The organism is Halorubrum salsamenti (genome assembly GCF_007671685.1).
Classification (GTDB): domain Archaea; phylum Halobacteriota; class Halobacteria; order Halobacteriales; family Haloferacaceae; genus Halorubrum; species Halorubrum salsamenti.
The window spans coordinates 51,900-71,647 of record NZ_VCNL01000008.1 but is presented as its reverse complement, the minus strand read 5'-3'; the positions used below and the strand labels follow the sequence as shown (position 1 = coordinate 71,647).

The window sequence follows — 19,748 nt, the reverse complement described above, 5'->3', positions numbered from 1 at the left end:
CACGGGAGCCGTCTCCATCGTCTTAACCAACAAAACTATGGATTCGTGGGCCGTGTTGGTTAACACGAGAGTCGCCGATGTCCTACGAACCCCCGACCCCACCGGCGAACCTCCCGACGGAGATCGTCAACACGCTCAACGAGTCGGACCCGGAGCAGCTCCGAGACGTTGCGACGTACGCTGAGGCGCTCGCCGAGCACAAGGAACGAGAGGCCCGTCTCGAGGAGTCGGCAGATCAAGAAGAGGTCGAAGAACGGCCAGACGATCTTCCGGACGACGTCCCGGCCAAAGCAACGATCACGATCAAGGAAATCAACGACAATCGCTACTACTACTGGCAGTGGCGGGAGGGAGAGAAGATTCGTTCTCAGTACAAGGGTCCGGTCAACCCGGACGAGTAAAACTCGATGATGGAGGACACCCACCCCACGTTTCCGTCGTAACTGGATGTTGGTGGAGGGGGTGGCGCTGATTTCGAAGGGACCACACCCCCCGCGTTTCCGTCGTTTCTCCACGACGGCATAGGGAGAGGCTACGATAGCGCTATGCAGCCACTAATTCTGTTGACCTAGAACCAATCTAGAGAAGAACTAACTTCTCCAACACATAGATTAAAGTAGTATAGCTGAGAAACGCTCATTAAGTGTACTTCAACCAAGGAGGGGGCGAAGTACTTCGCCCCCTCAGATGAAACGATCCTTTCCAGCTGCTTCTGTAGGCGGCCAGTATTGGACGGCTAGGCCGCTCTCGTCTTTGGTATCCCGTCGTGGATGTCTTCTTCGAGTCCCCTCCCCACCTGTTCGGTGATTACGACGGAAACGTGGGGTGTGTGGGTTCGGGATTCGACAACAACGCGCCGCTTCCGTCTACGGGTTTCCTCTCTCACGTCGGAAACGCGGCTATATTGTCAGCAATCCAATTCCACCGAATAACGGCATTTTCCCGCTGATATCGGACAAGGAACGTCGGAAACGTGGGGTGGCGTTCTCCACTAGATTTATACTCCCCCCGCCCACACCGTGTGATATTCAATGACGCCCGACTCTTCACCCAGTTCTGTCGACGATCCACTCTTTGAATCCGGGCATCGCATCTTCGCGAACAAGGATCTCCTGAAAATCGGCCACGTTCCGGAGGCTGACCGGATCGTCGGTCGCGACGAGGAAATCTCGAAGCTCGCGAAACGTCTCAACGGTGCTGTCCACGGGTACTCCCCAGAAAACGTGATGATCTACGGGAAAACGGGGACTGGTAAATCTCTCGTTTCGAAACACGTCTGCCAACGAGCTCAGAATGCCGCTCAGGATGGCGTCGAGATTGGAACCGCGTATATCGACTGTGCTGAAGACAACACGGAGACTCAAGCAATCTCCTCACTGGCCGCGAAGCTGAACGATGAATCTTCGACTGGAATCTCCGTCCCCCATACCGGCCTCAGTACGTCGAAATACTACAAACTCCTCTGGAAGACGCTCGACGCTCAATTCGATTCTGTGATCATCATCCTCGACGAGATCGATCTGATGAACGACGACAGCGTGCTGATGAAGCTCTCGCGCGCTGAGGAGGCGGGAAAAATCGACTGTAGCGTCGGTGTCATCGCGATCAGCAACAAGATCCAGTACGTCGACAACGTGAACGAGCGCGTGAAAAGCAGCTTCCAGCACAAGGAGCTGTTCTTCAAGCCATACGACGCCAACCAGTTACGGGAGATTATGTTCAACCGTGAGGACGCCTTCCAGGACGGCGTCCTTTCCGAGGACGTGATTCCGCTCTCGGCGGCCTTCGCCGCGCAGGAGCACGGTGACGCTCGGAAGGCGATCGACATTCTTCGCCACGCCGGGGAGGTCGCCTACGAGGCCGGAGCAGAGCAGGTGACGGAGGAACACGTCCGCCAGGCACAGCAGCACGCCGAAAAGGACCGGTTCAGAGAACTCGTGAACGGCGCACCCACGCAGGCGAAGGCGGCGTTGCTGGCGCTCACGGAGCTGAGTGTCAACAGCAACGACGATGCGTTCCTCACGAGTCGGGTGTACGACCAGTACGAACGCATCTGCAACCATCTCGATATGGATATCCTCTCCGTCCGCCGGTTTCGCGACATCCTGAAAGAGCAAGCCTTCCTCGGGGTTGTCGAAATCGAGAAGATCAACAAGGGGAGTGCGGGCGGCATCCACCTCCAGAACCGACTCATCGAAGATCCCCAGGTCGTCCGCGAAACGATCCTCGAGGACAGCCGGATGCAGGACTGGACTCGCGAGTAGTGACCCCCTACTACTGAGTGAGTGCGGACGACGGAAATCCGGGGTGGGGCGTGAGGAAACGACGGAAACGAGGGGGTCGAAAATTACGTCGGAAACGTGGGGTTGGATCGAAACGACGGAAACCAGGGGTGGGGTCCACTACGACAGTTCGTTGGAGGCTCCGAACGAGCTCAAAACGGCGTCCCTCTCACCGGAGAGCTCTCGGCGAATATTGGTTCGGTCCCACCTGAGCGGTGAAAGCACGCTTTCGACCGCTCTGATCAGCTGCGTCTCGTAGTACGAGGCGTCGTAGGTCTCGATCTCCTCGTGGGCGAGGGCGACCCGGTCTCGCGAGGATTTCTCCTCGTCGACGACCACGTACTCGATATCTTGGCCCGGGTGGACTGCCAGGTCCTGCTCGCGGGCCCGTTTCAAGGCGGCCACGTTCTGGGTATTCTGTGAGTAGCTTTCCAGGGGCTTGGAGACACGGTTCCGCTCGACGAGCCGCTCTACTGCTACGTTGCCCGCCTGCAGTTCGTCGATTGCTCGTTCGAGCCGGCCGAGCACCGCGTCCGGTGACCGCGTAGCATCGAGCCGGTCAAGACAGTCCCGCTGGACGTCCACGATGAACGGCGGAGTCGAACGCTGTCGGGCTTCGATACCTCTGATTTTGAAGTCGTCGCCGCCGGCGACCTTCCCGAAGTATTTCGTCAACGCACCAGCGTCGCTCTCGCGCTGCGGGACGAACGCCACCCAGTCGTAGTGGGCTTCGTGTTCGAACCGAATCTCGACCTCTTCCGTGATTGCCGTCGCGAGCGTCCCGAGGTCCTCTCGGTCATCGTCGTCGACGTCGGGGTCGGGCGTCACCCAGATGGAGTCGACGATTCCGTGGACGACGCGCCAGCCGCCAGCTTCCAGCCGCTGTTTCGCCGTCAGCAGAATCTCACGAGCGAATGCATTAATCGCCTCGTGACACTCGATGCGGCCGAATTTCGCGTTGCTGAACCCTTGATAGCCGAAGCAGGCGACGAGGATCCACTTCAGCGCCCCCGACCGCCCTTCGAGTTCGTCGAGGCGCTCCTCATCAGGCTCGTCACGCTCTTGTTCGCGACGGATGGCGGCTTTGATCTCGTCGCGCGCATCGATGATCGGCTGGAGGACGTCGACGAGGTAGCCCCGGTCGTCACAGATCGAGTACCCGAGTCCGGGGACGTCCTCGCGGTCGCGATGGCACTCGCAGCGAATCACGTCCGGCGAGACGTTGTGCGTGCAGATGATGTTCGGATACAACGAGGAGAAATCGAGTTCGTGGACATCCTCGTGGAGTCCGACCTCAGGTGCGAAGATGAACCCACCACGATCGGCATCGTGGAGCACCCCTGTTGATTTGAATTTCTCGTGGCGCCAGGAGTGCCACGGGACGAGGACGCCGCGTTCGTGGGCTTCACAGATCTGGATGGCTGTGAGGATGTTGCCGATCGACGCCCAGGCTGCCTCCTGTATCGGCTTGCGCGACCGCGAGACCAGGTCGAGGACGCCGTCGATGTTGGTCTCGCCAAAGAAGAACGTGTTCGATCGGTCGATGATTGCTCTTCCGGGCACGTTGTAGCGCGCCGGCGAGTGCCCGACGCGGCCGTAGCTCGCGTAGGTCGAGCGGCTCGCGAGCTGCTGGAAATCGCCCTCTGGGGTCCGGCTCAACGAGAAATTGTCGGCGCCATTGCTGGCAGCCATCTCGTACAGGGTCGGGACGATCTCGCTCGTCGAGCAGACGAGGACGTCCGGATCGTGGTCGTCAAGCGCAGCTTGGACTGTCGTCAGGATATCTGCTGGCGGGCCCGTGACCGTCTCGCCGCCGACGGCAAGTTCGGTATACGCATCGCCTGTTGTCTCTGTGAGTGGGACGTCGAGTCGCAGCGTCGAGAGATCGCTCGTTGGCGTCGGATCTACATCGTTCTCGAGACAGTACCGAAACTCCCGCGAGAGATCGACATTGAAGCAGGCGAGATCCCCCACAGGGTACTCGGACAGCTGGCGTGCCTGTCGAGCCAGCGAGGTGATCCGATCGATGTGGACAACGTCGACGGCGAGGACGTCCTCGTCGTCGCGACGGAAGCCTGGCCGCCGGGCGACGATATCGGTCGCGACGACGTCCGGGTGCCGTTCGTACACGCTGCGGAGTCTCGTGAGGTCGATCTCGTCATCTGGTGCGCGGGATGCGACGTAGAAGCGCGGCGAGTAGTCTTCGCGTTCGGTCGCGACGGCGCCGTCAGCCGTCGTCTCCCATTCGAGGACACGGCCATCATCAAGGAAATCGAATGTGAATGGCATTTTCTATCTATCGTCCTCCAGCATAGGCACGCCAACGTACGCTCACCCGATAATCGGCAGTGTGTTGCTTCCGGAGTTCAGGGAATCTGTGTGACACGGCTGCGAAGGGCGTGGAACGCGAATTTGGGGCTTTCCATCCATTTTCCACAAACACTTCCGGGGCGCTGATCCCCTTCTCCGTCCATCTTAACCAACAAAACCCACGCTTGCTACGGGATGTTGGTTAAGTCTACTAATTACGGTACTGAGGCGCTGTATTCGATACAAATTCATTCGAGAACCTCGAGATCCTCGAGTCCCAGGGCATGGAGAGTATAGTGACCGGGACTATCTTCGATCAGCTGTTTGAATGTCAGCCGAAGTGTGTTCTCCTGCTCCATCCGATGTGCAGTTTTCAACACGATGCGATCAGGCGGCACGATCTCGTCAGGTGCATCGAGACGCATTGTCCGATGAAATTCGATATGTCGGACCTCATCTCCCTTCCGGGGGTCCTTTCTCTCTTCGTGTACGCTTCCGACGGAGGTCTCCCACGGATTCTGAAACGTCACACCGCCAGCCTCAACCGGACCGTCTCCGGTAAGGTGGATTCGAATTCGATCACCTGATTCCAAGTCGTTGATTCTCTGAAAACGATCCGTTGCCATACGAACGGTCTAGTACCCCGTACTAAAAACCATCAGTACAATCCGTCCTCCGTTGTACCTGCCTCGGAGTGTTGTTGCCGATCGTCCGCCTCGTTGAGTGCGTTTTCGAGTTCAGCGAGGCGGTCTTCGTGTTCATCGAGTCGGGCTTCCTGTTCGAGATCGATGCTGATCAGCGCCGGCAACAGCGGGTTTTGGTGGTTCAACAGGCCACTCGCGTCGGCGTGCTCGCGAGCGTACTCGAACAGCTGGTCGAAGCGCGGTTGGTCGCGACGACGGAGCGCCCGACGGAAATCCGTCCATCGCTCCTCGATAGTTCGCAGCGCATCCCGATACGTCGGATTGGTGCGCCCCATTACTATCGCCCTCCAGCACTCGTCCAGGCATCGAGTAGTGGGTTCGCAGTGAGTGATGCGGTCGTTCCGTTGGCCGTCATCCCCGTTCCGACGCCGTCGGAGGTCGTGGTCGGGGTGGAGGGCAAGGCCGGTTCCAGCCCGACCTGTTCGGCACGTGCGCCGAGTACCTGACGCCAGTAGGTAAACGTCGTCTGGTAGTATGCCCCATCGTCGACGGGATAGACGAGCGTCTCGAACTCCTCACCCGTGAACCGTGGCCCCATCCGGGTCTGCTCGCACTCGAGACGGCGATCAGCGGCTGTCGCGACCGGCGCCGCGAACTCGTCCGCTTTGCTGCGAGTAACGAGCACCGGCACCTCGTACCCATCCGCGTAGGTCGCCAGTCGAGCGAGCGTTCGCGCTTGGAGTGTCCCGGCGTGGGCGTCTCCGAGCGTGTCGTCAGTGCGGTACTGCGCATCGACTGCCGGGGCGACGATGAGCGACGGGGTGTGCGAGGACGCGTCCTCGTTGCGAGCCGTCGACTGTCGACTGCTCGTCCCGGTGTCTGCGGTAGATCTCCGGATAGATTGGTTCACCGCCGTCGGGAGATCGCAGACGGTGCCGTAGTGCTGGTAGGCGGTGAACCCGCGCGCGACGTGGATCCGGTTGAGCAACCGCTGGCTGGGGGCGATTTGGGCGAGCGTGGTCGTCGTCGCGTGGCCGTTCGCGTCGACCCAGAAGGCGGGCCCGTCGTGCAAAAGGAGATGGTCGAGCACGAGCGATTGCAAGATTGGGACGCCGCGGCCTCCCTCGACGTCGAGCAGCGTGATGCCGTCCTCAAGTGACGGCAACAGCATCTTCTCCGTGGTTGGGTCGGCTTGATCGGCAAGGGTTCGATTGCGGTTAGCGTCCCGGGTCGGTTGATCCACCGCTAATTGGTTTGATATCGATGTAGAGTGCTTGGGCATACTCGACTAGATGGCCATATTCCCGATAAGCTGCGGCGTGTCGCTTCCGCGTTTCCGGGAAGGTTTGGGACAAATTTAGAACCGGCTCCGTCACCGGATTTCTACTATGTTTCGTCTGTTTCTGGGAATGTTTCCAGAACGGTCTTTCAACCCTCAAGTAGTGATCGACCTTTGGCTGTACTGAATACACAGCGCGCATCTCGAATATTGATGGATGAGATCAACATGTTCCGGTAATTCGACACATCTAACCATACTGGTATGTAATCAGTTATCAAATGGAAATTTCGGTCGACGAAATCGTAACCGCGGCGGCCGCAATCCTCATCGCCTCCCTACTCCAGCCACTTCTCCCAAAGACCATTACTGATATCGACCCTCTCACTTTCCTGAACAACCCGTATCTCCGGGTCGTGCTGATCGCCATAATTGCGTTCGCTCTGCTCTGGTGGCTCCTGTCCTGGGCCCGGAACACGTTCGGTAACAGTGGTAGTAGTGGCCGGTCCGCCGCATTCGTCGCCACGGCTCGAGGGAAGCCTCGGCGCGATGTCTCCGAGTGGGAGGTCGATAAGTTCGGCGTGAAATGGCGAGTGCTGCACGGCCGCCAGCGCAGTCTTGGTGACGCCTACGCGTATGCTGACTCACCGGTCTGTCCGGAGTGCGGTACCGATCTGATGACAGACACGAAATCGCGGCGATTCCGGGATGACAAGCCGATCTGGAAGTGTCCCGGCTGCGGGTTCACGCAGGGGCGGCCATCACGGTTCTTGTATGAGGAGTCGGATGCGGTAGAGCGCGAGGTCGAACGGGAAGCCCGTAGTTCGTGATCCTGTGATACAACCGGTCTACTAGTTGATCCGGTATTTTATGACAGATCACGGCCCAACTACGTGGTAATGAGACGGCGACAATCAGTTGACCATCTCTTCTCCGACCAATCAATCCACGAGTACAGGCGGGAGCAAGAGACAGCGCTGAAGGACGAAATCAAGGGACTGTCCAACGACGAGCTGCAGGACAGCACCGACCTCCTGACCCTGATATTCACGTCAAGATACATACCGTCCCCGATCCAGCTCAACGACTACGATTTGGAACAGGTCGGCGAGGTCGAGAAAGAGGTCCCGCGTGGCCAAGGCCTGCCCGGCCTCAATCAGCGCGGTCGGCCTACTAAAACGTACCAGCGGATCCGTGTGAAGCTGCCGTTCGACGGCGACAGCGACCTCCTGCAGATCAATCCTAGCTCCTCAAAGCTGAACAAACCGCGCTACAATGAATTGAACCGGAACGAGGTCGTCTACCACGTTGACTACACAATCGGGAATAAGGATGCGGAACAGGTCCAAGCCGAAATTCAGTCAGAGGTTGACGAATGGGTGGATAAGGTGGCGTGGTTCGTGGAACAGCTTGAGGATGATATCGCGGAGATGGAGGAGCAGCTGCGGCGAACCGCCCGCCGCTCGATTGAGGAACGGCGGGAGATCGTTGATACAAACCATGCGGTGATGGCCGAACTGGGTGTCGACACCGGTGACACCGCGGAACCTGGATATGTAGTGCCGGAGAAAAAGCGAGAGATTGAGCTACCGTCACCGGCTGCGGACAGTGATGACGAGGTGCTCCAGGACCGGACCTTTATCGAGGTCTTGGATCTGCTTGACGACTTAGGACGTGATCTGGAACGATCCGCCACGCCGGTCCGGGGTCTGGATGAGGAGTCGCTACGGGATATTTTCCTGATGGGGATTAATTCGCATTACTCCGGGTTCGCGACCGGAGAAACGTTCAACCGCGGTGGGAAGACGGATATCCTGCTCCGGTATGATAACGAGAACCTGTTCATCGCGGAGTGCAAATTCTGGGATGGACCATCTGTGTATACGGACGCGGTTGACCAGCTCCTAAACAACCTGACTGTCCGGGATTCACACGCTGCACTCTTGATCTTCTCACGGCGCCAGGACTTCGGGACGGTTGAAGACCGGATACGGGAGGCGACGATGGCGCACGACCGGTACGTTTCTGAGGTGCCGGAGATTGCAGATCACGGCGTATATCGACTGGAGTCGGAGAGTGGGTATCCGGTCCGTGTCGCGGTGAAAGCATTCGATGTCCGGGAATAGGCATAGTACGGCTGAGCCACTGGAGCACGAGCAATCGGGCCTCGGCGAGTTCAGTGCCTGATTGGTGGCGGCGTCACGGTCGCTGCATCGGCGACGTAGCTACCGAATCGACGAGCGAGTACTCTCGATCCCGGATGGTACCTTCTGCCGTGAGGCGGTCTTCGAGATGCTTACGCTCGGTCTTATCCGAGTGTGCCTTCCGCTGAGAGAGCATACGTACTATGCGAGGATGACCCGTCTGTTATCGGGCTAGCACCCATCCTGTTCATCTGATTCCGTGTCCGATGGCCATGTTGGGCCCTCTGGGCGGGGGATCTCATCTACCAAATCCTTCTCGAACTGCGAAGCTCTCCAGGCTATCACGTTCTCCTTCCGCTGGACGTACTTTTCGTCGGTATCCAGCCACCGGGCAATCTCCTCGTACCTGTGACCAGCACAGAGCAGCACCATCAACGCGAAATCGAAGCGATCGAGATTGCTCTCGTTTGCATCAGCATCAATCCGGTCGAGGAACGCCTTTGAGGCATCACCGACGAACTCCATCAGTATCTCATACCGCTCTTCGTCATCAAATCCATCAAATGTGAATCCCTCCGTGATGTTGTTCCTAGGGTCACTCTCTTCGGTATCCCAGCGAATTTCTTCGAGGGTTGCTCTTTCACAGTCGTGAAGTCTCGATAGGCGCTCTGGATTCTCCTGTTCCCAGGTTGTGATTGTGTCGGCTACTGCTTCAGATTGAGCGTGTTCGATATAGGGCTCACACCCTCGCTTCGCGATGACTGACTCGATGTTCTTTCCCGAGATCGTCAGTAGGACGGACGCACATCGATCAGTCTGTTCGAGGATCTGTGCGACTTCACGACGCGATTCGAGTTCGTCAAGGCCTGCACGTTTCTGCGCGTCGTGGACGAGGTTGTTTCTGCGTTCTTTGACCTCGACAAGCGATCCGTGGTCACCTCCGGTCAGTATTTGGATATCACAGAGTTTCTCTAATCGCTTCGCGTGCCCCATACTCCGAACGTGCTCGGTGATGCTGTCGAGACGAGCTTCCTCGCGAAAGAGTTCGTTGAGGACCGTTTCTGTCGTCAGCTCTTCGATGAGTGCCGAGGCGAGGAGGAGATACGAAAAGAATGACCGCTCAACGTCGCTGTCGATCTCGTCGGTGGACCGGAGTTTTTCAGCGATTTCAGCACGCTGTTCGAGATAATACTCGAGGACGTTGTCTGCGTGCCCGACGAGAGAGTTTTGGCGTTCTACGTAGGCAACTTGGAGGAGTAATTCCTTCTCGAAAGGGGTGCTCTCACTCAGCTTCTGGCACTTCTGGAGCGAACTTGTGGGGAGATGGCGAGTCAAATAATCGATGTCGTCGTAGACGAGCGGCGTATTCGTCGGGCAATTGTCTACGATTGACTGAAAGTCGTCGTTGTCAGCGAGCTCGCTGAGTGCAGCACGTATCTCGTCGACACTAAGTTCCCGAACATCTTCTGACGCCTCTGAGTCTTCACCGACCGGAACAACGCGGTACGACGCATCTCCAACGATGACGACCGGCCCTTCCAGATCGAGAACCTGATATTCACCGATAGGGCTCAGAGAGACTGTCTCTGCGTCTATTTCGAACGATACGTCGAGATCAGTGTCGTCGCCCACGCGTCAAAACTGCAAAGGGCTCTATTCGACCTGGGCTTCGTACTCGTCCCAAAGCGTGTCGATGTCCGTGCCGGTCTCCTCAGAGATATGGCGCAGCAACTGCGCCCTGTTCTCGAACCGACGGAGCTGGCCCTTTGCGCTCATAGTAGGACATAATCGCTCCTGCAGTAATAAATCACGGGGGTGCATTCTCTCGGTCAACAAAACAAGACCGATCAGTTCCTTAGCCACCTACTCAGCGAGCGTAGGAGATGGTTGGTCGATGGCTGTGTATTCACGATCTCGGCTGGATCCGTCTGCTTTGAGGAGATTGTATTGAGTCATCTTTGACAGATACGCCCGAACGGTTCGCTTGGTCCGTGGATCATCGACGTCCTGCGAATAGCGTTCGTGAATCTCGCTGGGTCCGAGCGGTCCGTGTTCGCGAACGATGTCGTAGACGACCCGCTGGTGAGGGGTGAGTGAATCGATGCTCTTCTGTTTAATCTGGGCCCGGGCATCCTCGGCGGCGTCCAGGAGGATATCGTCGGTGATGCGCTCGTGGTTCTCACGATCGGCTTTGCCGGCGGCTGTTCGGAGGATGCCGATTGCGAGGCGGGCGTCGCCAGCGGCGGCGTCGGCGATCCGGTAGAGCTGGTTGTCGGTGATGCCGTCCTCGTCGAGCCCCCACTTCGCGCGAGCACTCAGGATGTCGTACAGCTGCTCGTCGTGGTACTTGTCCATCCGGACGTGTTCGCTCGAACGGAGCCGACTCACGAGGCGGTCGTCGACGCGGCTGAACAGTTCCTCTTCCGTGTTCGCGATGCAGATGATCGCATACTGCGCGAGGCTGTGGAGGTCGTAGATGACGCTGGGGTCTTCGAGCTGGTCGACCTCGTCGAGGATGACGACCGTTCGGGGGCCGTCATGCTGCTGGAGGCGGTCGACGAGTTCGTCGTGCGGCGTCGACTGCCGGTGGATGTCGATGGTGGCGCCGAGGTCGTCGAGGATCTAGTAGAGCGTCCGGAATCGGGTGTAGTTGCGCCAGCAGTTGACGTAGGTGGTCTCGACGTCGAGGACCTCTTCGCGGAGCCGTTCGGTGACGAACTTCGAGATGCAGGTCTTGCCGGCGCCGCTGGGTCCAGTGACGATGGCCGTGTCGGCGGGTTCACCGTTCGTGAGGGGCTCAAGAACGCTGGAGAGGTGGTTGACTTCGGCGTCGCGATGCTCAACTTCCCGAGGGACGAACCCGGCGCGGAGAACGCGAGCATCGCGAATCATTTGTTTCTGACAGTCTGATTTTCGGGCAAGTCATAAAAGCGTATCCGGGTCGCTTCCGGGAAGACGTTATTATGGTACCGAGAGCTGTTTTCGACCGAGCGCTGTCAGTTGATTCCTGTTCTCGGAAACCGCCTACTTCCGGAATCATGATATAATTAAAATATCTATCAGAGACTCTTTCGGTTCGGATGAGGAACAGACGGGCGAGTTTTAAGGCAACCCGCCAACATCGTCGAGTCAACTATGGCCCAAACAGATCCCTCCTCATCCGACGCGGACGGGGATCACCGCGGTCTCGACGATTTCTTTTCTGACGCCACCCAGGAACACGAGTTCTCCATTCAGATCAGCTACGACATCCTCCGCCAGGTCTCGTCCCAGCTCTACACGAATCCGCGACGCGCCATCGAGGAACTCGTATGCAACAGCTACGACGCCGCGGCAACGGAGTGCTACGTCTCCACACCGAAGAAGTCCGACGACGTGCTCCAAGTCCTCGATAACGGCGTCTCGATGGACAAGGACGAGCTCGAGATCCTGTGGGAAGTCGCGGGAGGTTCAAAAAAGAAACTTGCCGAACAGGGCGAGGATCGGAAGATCGACGCCGACGACGTCAAGGGCCGGCGACAGATCGGCCGTTTCGGCGTCGGCAAGCTCGCGGCATTCGCGCTTGGGAACCAGCTCACCCACGTCGCAACGAAGGACGGCGTCACGCGCATCGTCTCCGTGTCGCAGCAGGAGATCGAGGGCCACGACATGTCCGACCCGCCCAATGCAGAGGTTTATCGGATGGATGAAGACGAGGCCCGCGAATACCTCGGATCCTACCTGAAGGACGTTCCGGACCCGTGGGACAAAGACTGGGACAGCTGGACCTTGGCCGTTGTTGACGACATCGACGAGGAAAGCACAGGCCGCGACTTGAAACCGGAGTACCTGGACCGGATGATCAGAACCGCCATTCCCCGATCCGCGAACTTCATCATCCACAAGAACGGGCGAGAGATCGATCAACGCGATTACCCGGACGAGACCTACGCCTCGATTGACAACCTTGCGGACGACGAGGACGCCCGCGAAAAGGTTCAGCAGGCGTTGAAGGAATTCTGGGTCGGCTGGAGCGACGATTACGACGACGGTGACGACGTCCCGGAAGAGAAGTACAAGCTCGAAACGGTCTATCTCAACCCGTACGAGGAAACCAGCGACGAACCAGAAGAGGACGAGGAAGTAGAATCAGCATCGGAAGAGGGAGACGAGGAAGCGGACATCGACGAGGAGGAAGAATCGGAAGACGAATCGTCGAACGAGATAGCAGCAGTCGAAGTCGACGAACTCGGCCCGGTCATCGCCCAGGGTTCGATCTACAAGGAACTGCTGACCAGCGACAAACTCCAGGACAGGAACCTCCACGACTACGGGTTCAAGGTCACCGTCCGCGGCAAGTTGTTAAACCGTGGTGACCCGCACTTCGGAACCGCGGACAAGGTGTACAAGTGGTTCTACCGGTTCGCCGGCGAGTTCGAAATCCCGGAACTCGACGAGGACATCCTCGTCCAGCGCGACTCCGTCCGCGAAGGACTGCGCCCCGAACTCAGCCGTGCGTTGATGGAGAGCTTCTTCAGCGTCCTCCGTGGCCGTGCCGTCGACGCCGAGGAGAAAGACGAGTACGACCCCGAAGAGTTCGGCCACCGTCTCCACTCGATCTCGCCGCACATGGCGCCGCAAGCACTGGAAGGTCTTGCGAACCGGGATGACACCGACTACCCGGCTAGCGGGTGGAAGGACGTTGATGTCCATCTCGCGGAGCACGGGCGGAAAGGGAACGCGGTGGACTACCACGACGGAACCATCTACGTGAACGAGGACCACCCGTTGTTCCAGTCTCTGAAGGCGAAGGACCTGCCGAACGATCTGGTGAAGGTGATAGGCGAGGCGTTAGCCGGGAACCTAATCTCCTCGGGATTTCTCTCATACAAGAACGTCCGCGACGACCTGGTGGACAGCAGTATCGACATTTCGGAGGACGCGCTGCGGACGGCCTCACGGTTCCTCGAAGACCCGATGGAGTACCACAAGGAACAGATCGAGAAGATGTCCTACGAGGGCGACGACGACTTCGAGCAGGCCATCGTCGACGCCTGCAACCACATCGGACTGGAGGCCGAGCACTTCGGGGCGTCCGGAGACTCCGACGCTATCATCACGTTCGGCGTGCAGGCGGACGACCCGTTCAAGGTCTCGATGGAAGCGAAGGGGAAAGGAGAGGACAAGGGCCCGGTCGACCACTCCGACGCAGAGTTCGCGACCGCACTTGAGCACATGGAGACCGACGAATGCGACCATACACTGTTCGTCGCACGCGAGTTCCAGCTGAACGGGCCGCCGGGAGAGGACGAGAGCAAATTGTTGAAGCAGTTCAAGATGCACGACGAGCTCACCTTGCTGACCGTCGACGCCGTGAAGGAGATCCTCGACAGGCACGCGGCCCAAGGATTCAGCCACCAGCACATCAAGGAAATCATGACGACGGACGCCGAGCCGCGGAACGAGCGATTGCTGGAGGTGATCGATGAGGAATGGAGCAAGATGCCCGAAGAAACGGGGATCGTCCGCACGGTATTGGAAGAGGCGCGGAACCAGTACATGAGCGAGACGGACGATAAACCGGACGTCGGGATGGTCCGTGCAACCCTCCGCGCAGAGGGGAAGAACTCGATCACGAAGGATAAGATCCGTAGCGTCCTGGTCGTTGCCGAGGCCAGCACGGGTATGGTCAGTTTCGACCCAGATGACGGTACGTTCTCGGTCCACCAGTTGCCTGATCAGATTCTCGAGTCGATGAAGGGGCCGGCGGACGACGGCGGCGATTAATCCGGGAGGGCGTCGTCTTCATACCGATTCAGAGATTGTTGGCCGTCATCGAGTATGGCGTACGGCATCTTCGGCCGGTCACTCTTCACGGCCTTGTTCAGCCACCCTTGCTGTTCACCTACCCCGCTGTCTGGTGGAACGGGTATCGGACCGTGATATCCTCCTGCTTATTGAGCGTACGGCGTAGGCTGTACCCGTCCGCGTTCTCGGCATTCAGGTGGGACTTGCCGACCAGGATCCAGACTTCTCCCTCTCGGCCGTCGAGTGCCGAACCGATATTGTCCGATACCTCAGCCAACTATTCGTTAATGTCCATATCCTCTATCGACGTACGCTCTTGTGTAGCATATTGTTGATGGAGAGCCGTCCAGTGATCCCGTGGTGAATCGAGCAGAGTGAGAACACACGACTCAGCAGTTTTGACTGTCAGCTACTGAATGATATACGTAACGAGAGGCTGTATCAACAATCTCCTACGGAAGAGCGTATACGCTTTTGACCCTCTGCCTCATTATTTGTTTTAAGATGGATCCCGAGAGCGATTTCACAGATTTGGAACTCCCCCGGGTCATCGATACTTCTTCTGATGACCTAATGGAGGATTTCTATGTCCCCCTTCTCTCACGAGCTAAGATCTATCGACGTGGTGTCGGATATTTCACTACGAATTGGGTTCGATCTGCAGCTCGCGGAATAGCAGAGCTTGCCGAAAATGGTGGCACTGCGCAGTGGATAATGAGCCCTATTTTAGAAGAAGATGACTGGGAGGCTCTAAAGAAGGGGAATCGTGCTAAAACAGATGAGGTACTCCGGGAATCGTTAGATAGCACGATTTCTGATCTCCGGTATGACCTCGAGTATGAAACTCGTAATGCGATCGCGTGGATGATCGCCGATGGTCTACTCGAAATTAAGCTGGCTGTCCCCTCAAAGAACCTCTCTGGGGATTTCCACGATAAATTTGGCGTATTTTATGACTGGAATGGGAATAGAGTCGCCTTCCATGGCTCCCAGAACGATAGCGAACAGGCTCTCCGGAATTACGAAGCATATACCATCGACTGCGATTGGATAAGCGACCGCGATAATGAGGGGGTGAATATGCAAGAAAAGCGGTTTGAGAATCTTTGGAAAGACCGAGATGAGAATGTCGGGGTCCATACAATCCCTGAGGGGGTTAAGGAGGGAATCGCTGAACTCCGAGATAATAACAATCGACCTTATGAACCGCCAGAACCAGTCCCTACAACCGAATCTGAAATTGTTCTCCGAGATTATCAACGGAACGCTGTCGATGCTTGGTTCGAGAATGACAACAGAGGCCTATTCCAGATGGCAACTGGAACAGGCAAGACGTTCACAGCTCTAGCGGCGCTTGATGAATACACAGATACCGTAGATGATCCACTTCTTTGTGTAATTGCTGTCCCTCAGAAACACCTTGCGCGGCAGTGGGCCCAGGAGATGGATACGTTCGGGCTTGACCAACCAAAATTTGTCTATCACTCAGCTAATCCCGACTGGAAAAACGATCTCTCCCGAGCGGTTTCTAATTTAGAACTCGGAATCAAGAATTACGAATGCCTGATTACAACTCATCAAACATTCTCTGGAGAGCACTTTCGAGAGAAAGTGAGTCAGCTTTCTCGGGATACAATCCTCATCGGGGACGAAGTACACGGCCTTGGTTCTGAGGGTAGGCGAAAAGGGCTTCTTGATTCCTATGATGCGAGGATTGGGCTATCAGCAACACCGGAGCGCTATTATGATGAAGAAGGTTCTAACCATCTGCTTGACTATTTTGACGGGGTCATATACGAATACCCGTTAGAAGACGCCATTCCGCAGTATCTGACCCCATATCGGTATCATCCCATTGTTGTTGAAATGGATGAAGACGAGCTGGAGGACTATCGTCAAATGACTCAGTCTGTAGTCGCATCAAGATATTCTGAAGATGCGGATGAGGAGACAACAAATATTCTCCAATCACAACGCGCAGAAATCGTTAAAGAAGCGATCAATAAGTACGATGTCCTCCGAGACATCCTTCGAGGTTTAGATGATATCAAGCACCTTCTAGTCTATACGAATCCAGAACAGATAGACACAGTCGGGTCGATTCTGAACGAATTTGGGGTTATGCATCACCGGTTTACTCATGAGGAGGGTGATGACTTGCGTGAGGAGTTGCTCACCCGGTTTGGGGAGGGTGAATACGAAGCGCTTGTGGCAATGCGGTGTCTAGACGAAGGTGTTGACGTTCCAGCTACTAGGACAGCAATCTTGATGGCTAATACTGGGAACCCGATGCAATTTATCCAGCGTCGAGGTAGGGTTCTTCGGCAAGCCCCCGGTAAGGATCGTGCGGATATCTATGACTTACTTGTTGTTCCCACTCTTGAGCCAGATGAAGATATTGCGACGTCTGAACAATACATTCTAGAGAAGGAACTCCGTCGGTTCGAGGAATTTGCTGAAACAGCTGAAAATGAATATGAAGCCCGCAACAAGATCGAAGACGTTCGTATCGCATATGGTATCTGAGAAGATACATTGATATGCGTTTGTAGATATGGTTGCAGTATCGCATGAACGACTCCGAGGTACATTCGTTAATCCTTGACCGTGTTGACGGGGTTGAGGATGACGATCTTCGGGCCTTCTTACGCGGGGTTTTGGAGCATGAACGGGACATTCTGAAAGAGCCGCGAGCCGAGTACGCTGAGCAGTATAAAGAACTCGTGGACAACTTTGTCGGGAACGAATCACTGCAAGAATTCGACAATGAATAACGTTCAGATATTCGAACTCGAAATAGAGGATTACCGGCAATATGAAGGAAATCAAACTATCCCCTTAGAGACCACAGCAGAGAAGCACATCAACGTGATTGAGGGGCAGAATGGATCTGGCAAGTCAAACATTCTGAACGCGATTACACTGTGTTTCTATGGGGAAGAAACCCATACTGATTCGAACGATGACGAGGGCCTCGAGTCGGACCCGCTTGTCAACAAGAAACGGCTGAAGGAATTGGAACCTGGTGAATCGATTCAGGGGCACATCGAGATCAAGCTGGGTAAAGGCGAACCCGAGTACGCCTTCCGACGAACTTTCTCGACAGCTCGTCAAGAAGATGATACAGAAGGAGACCGCGAGGAACGACAATTTAACAGCTCTATAGGTGACCTTCGGCTACGCCAGCGGTTTGGGGGGAATGACTGGCGACCGAACCCGAACCCTGAAAATATTCTTCGCGAGATTCTCCCAACCCACGTCCACGAATATTTCTTGTTCGATGGTGAGCAGCTAGATGAGTTCTTCCAAACTGGATATACCGACCACGTACGGGCAGCGGTGCTCGATGTATCTCATATTGAACTTCTGAATAGTGCTGTTAGTCATTTAGGGAAGGTACAGCGGGACTTTGAGAGTGAATCCTCCGAGCTCGGCGGTGATATACAAGAACTCCAAGAACGGAAGGAGGAAGCCTCACAAGAGCTAGAACGGCTCAAACAAAAGCGGGATAACTTAGAGGACGAGATCGACACTGCTGAGGGCAAAATAGATGACATCTACGATGAGCTTGCGGGCAGTGCAGACGACGACGTTCGGGAGATGCAGCAGCGCCGTGTCTATCTGGAAGAACGCTTGGATGAACAGGAAGAGGAGCTTGTAGATGCGAAAGAGGCTGTAGGGGCATCACTCGCCCGATCGGGCGGGATTGCATACAACGCTGATGCCCTCCGATATGCTGTTTCTGAACTGGAAGAGTACGAATCGTCACAAAACGGTGTCCCTGGGCTAACAGAGGAATTACTACGAGGGATTCTTTCTCGGGATACGTGTGTTTGTGGGACTGACTTGGCCGAATGTGACTCTTCACGAGAACACATTGAGGACCTGTTGGAAGAGCAAACTAGTGAAAGCCAAGACGCAATTGAGGGTCGACTCCGGATGGAGCGAGCACTCCGCGATGGCGAATCGCTTATTGAGGATCTCCTGGCTGACCTCAGCGAGCTAGAGGATACACGGACAGCTATCGACGAGAACGAGACAGAACTGGCCAACATCTCTGCCCAGCTTGAAGACGAAGATATCATCGATAATGAACGCGCCCAGGAACTAGAGCAACGCCGTCGGGATATCCAAGGCCGGATCAGTAAGATGGAACGTGAAGTTGGGGAGCTGAACGGGAAAATTGAACAACAGGAAGATGTCGTTGATGAGCGCCGAGAGGAGTGGAAACAGGCAATGCGAGAGCAGGACGAACATGACCTGCTTGTGAGACAGAGTGAATTCATCGACAGTGCTACTGACAAGCTCTCTGAGATCAAAGGAGAGATTCTGGAGCAGGTTCGAACGGAAACTGAACAACGGCTCGAACGATACTATAACGATCTTATTTGGAAAGATGAAGACTATGAGGTAGTCCTCACTGAAGAGTATGAGGTGCGCCTCTACGGTCCGGACGGTCGGAAGAATCTGGGTTCACTTTCTGCTGGCGAACGACAAGTGCTTGCTCTCTCGTTCATGGCTGCACTTTCCAAAATCAGCGGATTCTCCGCCCCTGTTGTCATCGATACACCCTTGGGACGGATATCTAGCGAGCCGAAACAGCTTATCGCGCAGAATGTACCTGACTACCTGAATGATACCCAGGTCACGTTCCTCATGACTGACGTCGAGTATAGTGAAGACGTCAGGGCGTACATTTCCAACGAGGTTGCGAATGAGTACCATCTTGAATTCCAAAACGGTGTAACACAGGTGACCGACCGATGAGTCAAGATACCGAAGACAGCTACGAGGAGCGTGAACCCCGGCGTGACGTTCATATAGATAGCGAACGGCGAGAAATGTTTGAGGCGTTGCAGGAATCTGAGGATTCTCCCTTCTATCAGGCTGAGAATCACGATCTGTTCATGTTTGCACTTGGATATGGGAGAGAGAACACAATGCCTGAAACGATAAAGAACGAAAAGGGTGCGTTTTTCGGGCGTGCGAGTCTCTCGGAACGCCAGCAGGCTGTTATCGAGGCTGTGGCAGTGAGTGAAGAGAGAGATGTTCGAGTTCTTCGTGACCAGCGGATGGTCTATGAGATCGCCGAAGAGTACGCTAATGCGGGGATCGAATTGCTACACGGTCGAGTATTTGGTCCGGCAGATGACGAACCACGGCGGGAACTGGCTCTCGAGGTCAAGGAGCAGTATCAGCCGGAGGAGGACGACGAACCGTGAGTCGTCGTCGAATATTATTGCGAAGTCCACTAGTAGCACCCCGAGAAACAAGCGTAACAACGATGCAACCCCCACTCTGT

15 protein-coding genes and 1 pseudogene are annotated in these 19,748 nt (G+C 56.1%); 9 read left to right on the top strand and 7 right to left on the bottom strand.

What is annotated here, in order from left to right:
* The first annotated feature begins 77 nt into the window (after positions 1 to 77).
* The gene (locus FGL94_RS16365; protein WP_092893735.1) at positions 78 to 401 is read left to right on the top strand and encodes a hypothetical protein; all 324 of its coding nucleotides are present in this window, start codon (positions 78 to 80) and stop codon (positions 399 to 401) included.
* A gap of 630 nt (positions 402 to 1,031) precedes the next feature.
* Positions 1,032 to 2,264, top strand: coding sequence for a DNA replication protein Orc4 (orc4, locus tag FGL94_RS16360; RefSeq protein WP_049908454.1), 1,233 nt, complete (start codon positions 1,032 to 1,034; stop codon positions 2,262 to 2,264).
* A gap of 138 nt (positions 2,265 to 2,402) precedes the next feature.
* Here orc4 and FGL94_RS16355 read toward each other — a convergent pair whose 3' ends face one another.
* The 4 genes from FGL94_RS16355 to FGL94_RS16340 all read right to left on the bottom strand — a co-directional run bounded on the left by FGL94_RS16355 (position 2,403) and on the right by FGL94_RS16340 (position 6,518).
* Entirely contained in the window at positions 2,403 to 4,571 is a 2,169-nt protein-coding gene (locus FGL94_RS16355) for a type B DNA-directed DNA polymerase (RefSeq protein ID WP_144800146.1), read from the bottom strand.
* A 269-nt stretch (positions 4,572 to 4,840) separates the two neighbouring features.
* Positions 4,841 to 5,218: a hypothetical protein gene (locus tag FGL94_RS16350; protein ID WP_144800145.1), complete on the bottom strand. Its 378-nt coding sequence runs from the start codon at positions 5,216 to 5,218 to the stop codon at positions 4,841 to 4,843.
* 32 nt (positions 5,219 to 5,250) lie between these two features.
* The gene (locus FGL94_RS16345; RefSeq protein ID WP_144800144.1) at positions 5,251 to 5,571 is read right to left on the bottom strand and encodes a hypothetical protein; all 321 of its coding nucleotides are present in this window, start codon (positions 5,569 to 5,571) and stop codon (positions 5,251 to 5,253) included.
* A gap of 2 nt (positions 5,572 to 5,573) precedes the next feature.
* Positions 5,574 to 6,518 carry a hypothetical protein gene (locus tag FGL94_RS16340; RefSeq protein ID WP_144800143.1) on the bottom strand — a complete coding sequence of 315 codons (945 nt, stop codon included), beginning with the start codon at positions 6,516 to 6,518 and terminating at the stop codon, positions 5,574 to 5,576.
* A 278-nt stretch (positions 6,519 to 6,796) separates the two neighbouring features.
* On the opposite strand from FGL94_RS16340, the gene FGL94_RS16335 reads away from it, so the two are divergent.
* Positions 6,797 to 7,345: a hypothetical protein gene (locus FGL94_RS16335; RefSeq protein ID WP_144800142.1), complete on the top strand. Its 549-nt coding sequence runs from the start codon at positions 6,797 to 6,799 to the stop codon at positions 7,343 to 7,345.
* Positions 7,346 to 7,414: 69 nt separating this feature from the next.
* Complete coding sequence (locus FGL94_RS16330; RefSeq protein ID WP_144800141.1) at positions 7,415 to 8,641, top strand: hypothetical protein; 1,227 nt, start codon at positions 7,415 to 7,417, stop codon at positions 8,639 to 8,641.
* Between the two features lie 249 nt (positions 8,642 to 8,890).
* On the opposite strand, the gene FGL94_RS16325 is transcribed toward FGL94_RS16330, so the two are convergent.
* The 3 genes and pseudogenes from FGL94_RS16325 to FGL94_RS16320 form a co-directional block, all read right to left on the bottom strand.
* Positions 8,891 to 10,291 (bottom strand): hypothetical protein, encoded by a 1,401-nt coding sequence (locus FGL94_RS16325; protein ID WP_144800140.1) that lies wholly within the window; start codon positions 10,289 to 10,291, stop codon positions 8,891 to 8,893.
* 21 nt (positions 10,292 to 10,312) lie between these two features.
* On the bottom strand, positions 10,313 to 10,435 hold the full coding sequence (locus FGL94_RS18850; RefSeq protein WP_008528531.1) for a hypothetical protein: 123 nt from the start codon (positions 10,433 to 10,435) through the stop codon (positions 10,313 to 10,315).
* 87 nt (positions 10,436 to 10,522) lie between these two features.
* Positions 10,523 to 11,551, bottom strand: a pseudogene (locus FGL94_RS16320) (Cdc6/Cdc18 family protein).
* A gap of 243 nt (positions 11,552 to 11,794) precedes the next feature.
* Between FGL94_RS16320 and FGL94_RS16315 the strand changes: the two are divergent.
* From FGL94_RS16315 to FGL94_RS16295, 5 genes are all read left to right on the top strand, one after another.
* On the top strand, positions 11,795 to 14,425 hold the full coding sequence (locus FGL94_RS16315; RefSeq protein ID WP_144800139.1) for an ATP-binding protein: 2,631 nt from the start codon (positions 11,795 to 11,797) through the stop codon (positions 14,423 to 14,425).
* A gap of 525 nt (positions 14,426 to 14,950) precedes the next feature.
* The gene (locus FGL94_RS16310) at positions 14,951 to 16,972 is read left to right on the top strand and encodes a DEAD/DEAH box helicase family protein (protein WP_144800138.1); all 2,022 of its coding nucleotides are present in this window, start codon (positions 14,951 to 14,953) and stop codon (positions 16,970 to 16,972) included.
* Between the two features lie 44 nt (positions 16,973 to 17,016).
* Positions 17,017 to 17,220, top strand: coding sequence for a hypothetical protein (locus FGL94_RS16305; RefSeq protein ID WP_144800137.1), 204 nt, complete (start codon positions 17,017 to 17,019; stop codon positions 17,218 to 17,220).
* Positions 17,213 to 19,213 (top strand): AAA family ATPase, encoded by a 2,001-nt coding sequence (locus FGL94_RS16300; protein ID WP_144800136.1) that lies wholly within the window; start codon positions 17,213 to 17,215, stop codon positions 19,211 to 19,213. Before FGL94_RS16305 ends, FGL94_RS16300 begins: the two co-directional genes overlap by 8 nt.
* Positions 19,210 to 19,668 carry a hypothetical protein gene (locus tag FGL94_RS16295; protein ID WP_121513343.1) on the top strand — a complete coding sequence of 153 codons (459 nt, stop codon included), beginning with the start codon at positions 19,210 to 19,212 and terminating at the stop codon, positions 19,666 to 19,668. Before FGL94_RS16300 ends, FGL94_RS16295 begins: the two co-directional genes overlap by 4 nt.
* Positions 19,669 to 19,748: the final 80 nt, after the last annotated feature.

What these genes read in the sequence shown, in the direction of transcription:
- FGL94_RS16335 (WP_144800142.1), top strand. Translation starts at nt 6,797, where the DNA reads ATGGAAATTTCGGTCGACGAAATCGTAACCGCGGCGGCCGCAATCCTC.
- FGL94_RS16350 (WP_144800145.1), bottom strand. Translation starts at nt 5,218, where the DNA reads ATGGCAACGGATCGTTTTCAGAGAATCAACGACTTGGAATCAGGTGAT.
- FGL94_RS18850 (WP_008528531.1), bottom strand. Translation starts at nt 10,435, where the DNA reads ATGAGCGCAAAGGGCCAGCTCCGTCGGTTCGAGAACAGGGCGCAGTTG.
- FGL94_RS16295 (WP_121513343.1), top strand. Translation starts at nt 19,210, where the DNA reads ATGAGTCAAGATACCGAAGACAGCTACGAGGAGCGTGAACCCCGGCGT.
- FGL94_RS16365 (WP_092893735.1), top strand. Translation starts at nt 78, where the DNA reads ATGTCCTACGAACCCCCGACCCCACCGGCGAACCTCCCGACGGAGATC.
- FGL94_RS16355 (WP_144800146.1), bottom strand. Translation starts at nt 4,571, where the DNA reads ATGCCATTCACATTCGATTTCCTTGATGATGGCCGTGTCCTCGAATGG.
- FGL94_RS16330 (WP_144800141.1), top strand. Translation starts at nt 7,415, where the DNA reads ATGAGACGGCGACAATCAGTTGACCATCTCTTCTCCGACCAATCAATC.
- orc4 (WP_049908454.1), top strand. Translation starts at nt 1,032, where the DNA reads ATGACGCCCGACTCTTCACCCAGTTCTGTCGACGATCCACTCTTTGAA.
- FGL94_RS16340 (WP_144800143.1), bottom strand. Translation starts at nt 6,518, where the DNA reads ATGCCCAAGCACTCTACATCGATATCAAACCAATTAGCGGTGGATCAA.
- FGL94_RS16300 (WP_144800136.1), top strand. Translation starts at nt 17,213, where the DNA reads ATGAATAACGTTCAGATATTCGAACTCGAAATAGAGGATTACCGGCAA.
- FGL94_RS16315 (WP_144800139.1), top strand. Translation starts at nt 11,795, where the DNA reads ATGGCCCAAACAGATCCCTCCTCATCCGACGCGGACGGGGATCACCGC.
- FGL94_RS16305 (WP_144800137.1), top strand. Translation starts at nt 17,017, where the DNA reads ATGAACGACTCCGAGGTACATTCGTTAATCCTTGACCGTGTTGACGGG.
- FGL94_RS16345 (WP_144800144.1), bottom strand. Translation starts at nt 5,571, where the DNA reads ATGGGGCGCACCAATCCGACGTATCGGGATGCGCTGCGAACTATCGAG.
- FGL94_RS16310 (WP_144800138.1), top strand. Translation starts at nt 14,951, where the DNA reads ATGGATCCCGAGAGCGATTTCACAGATTTGGAACTCCCCCGGGTCATC.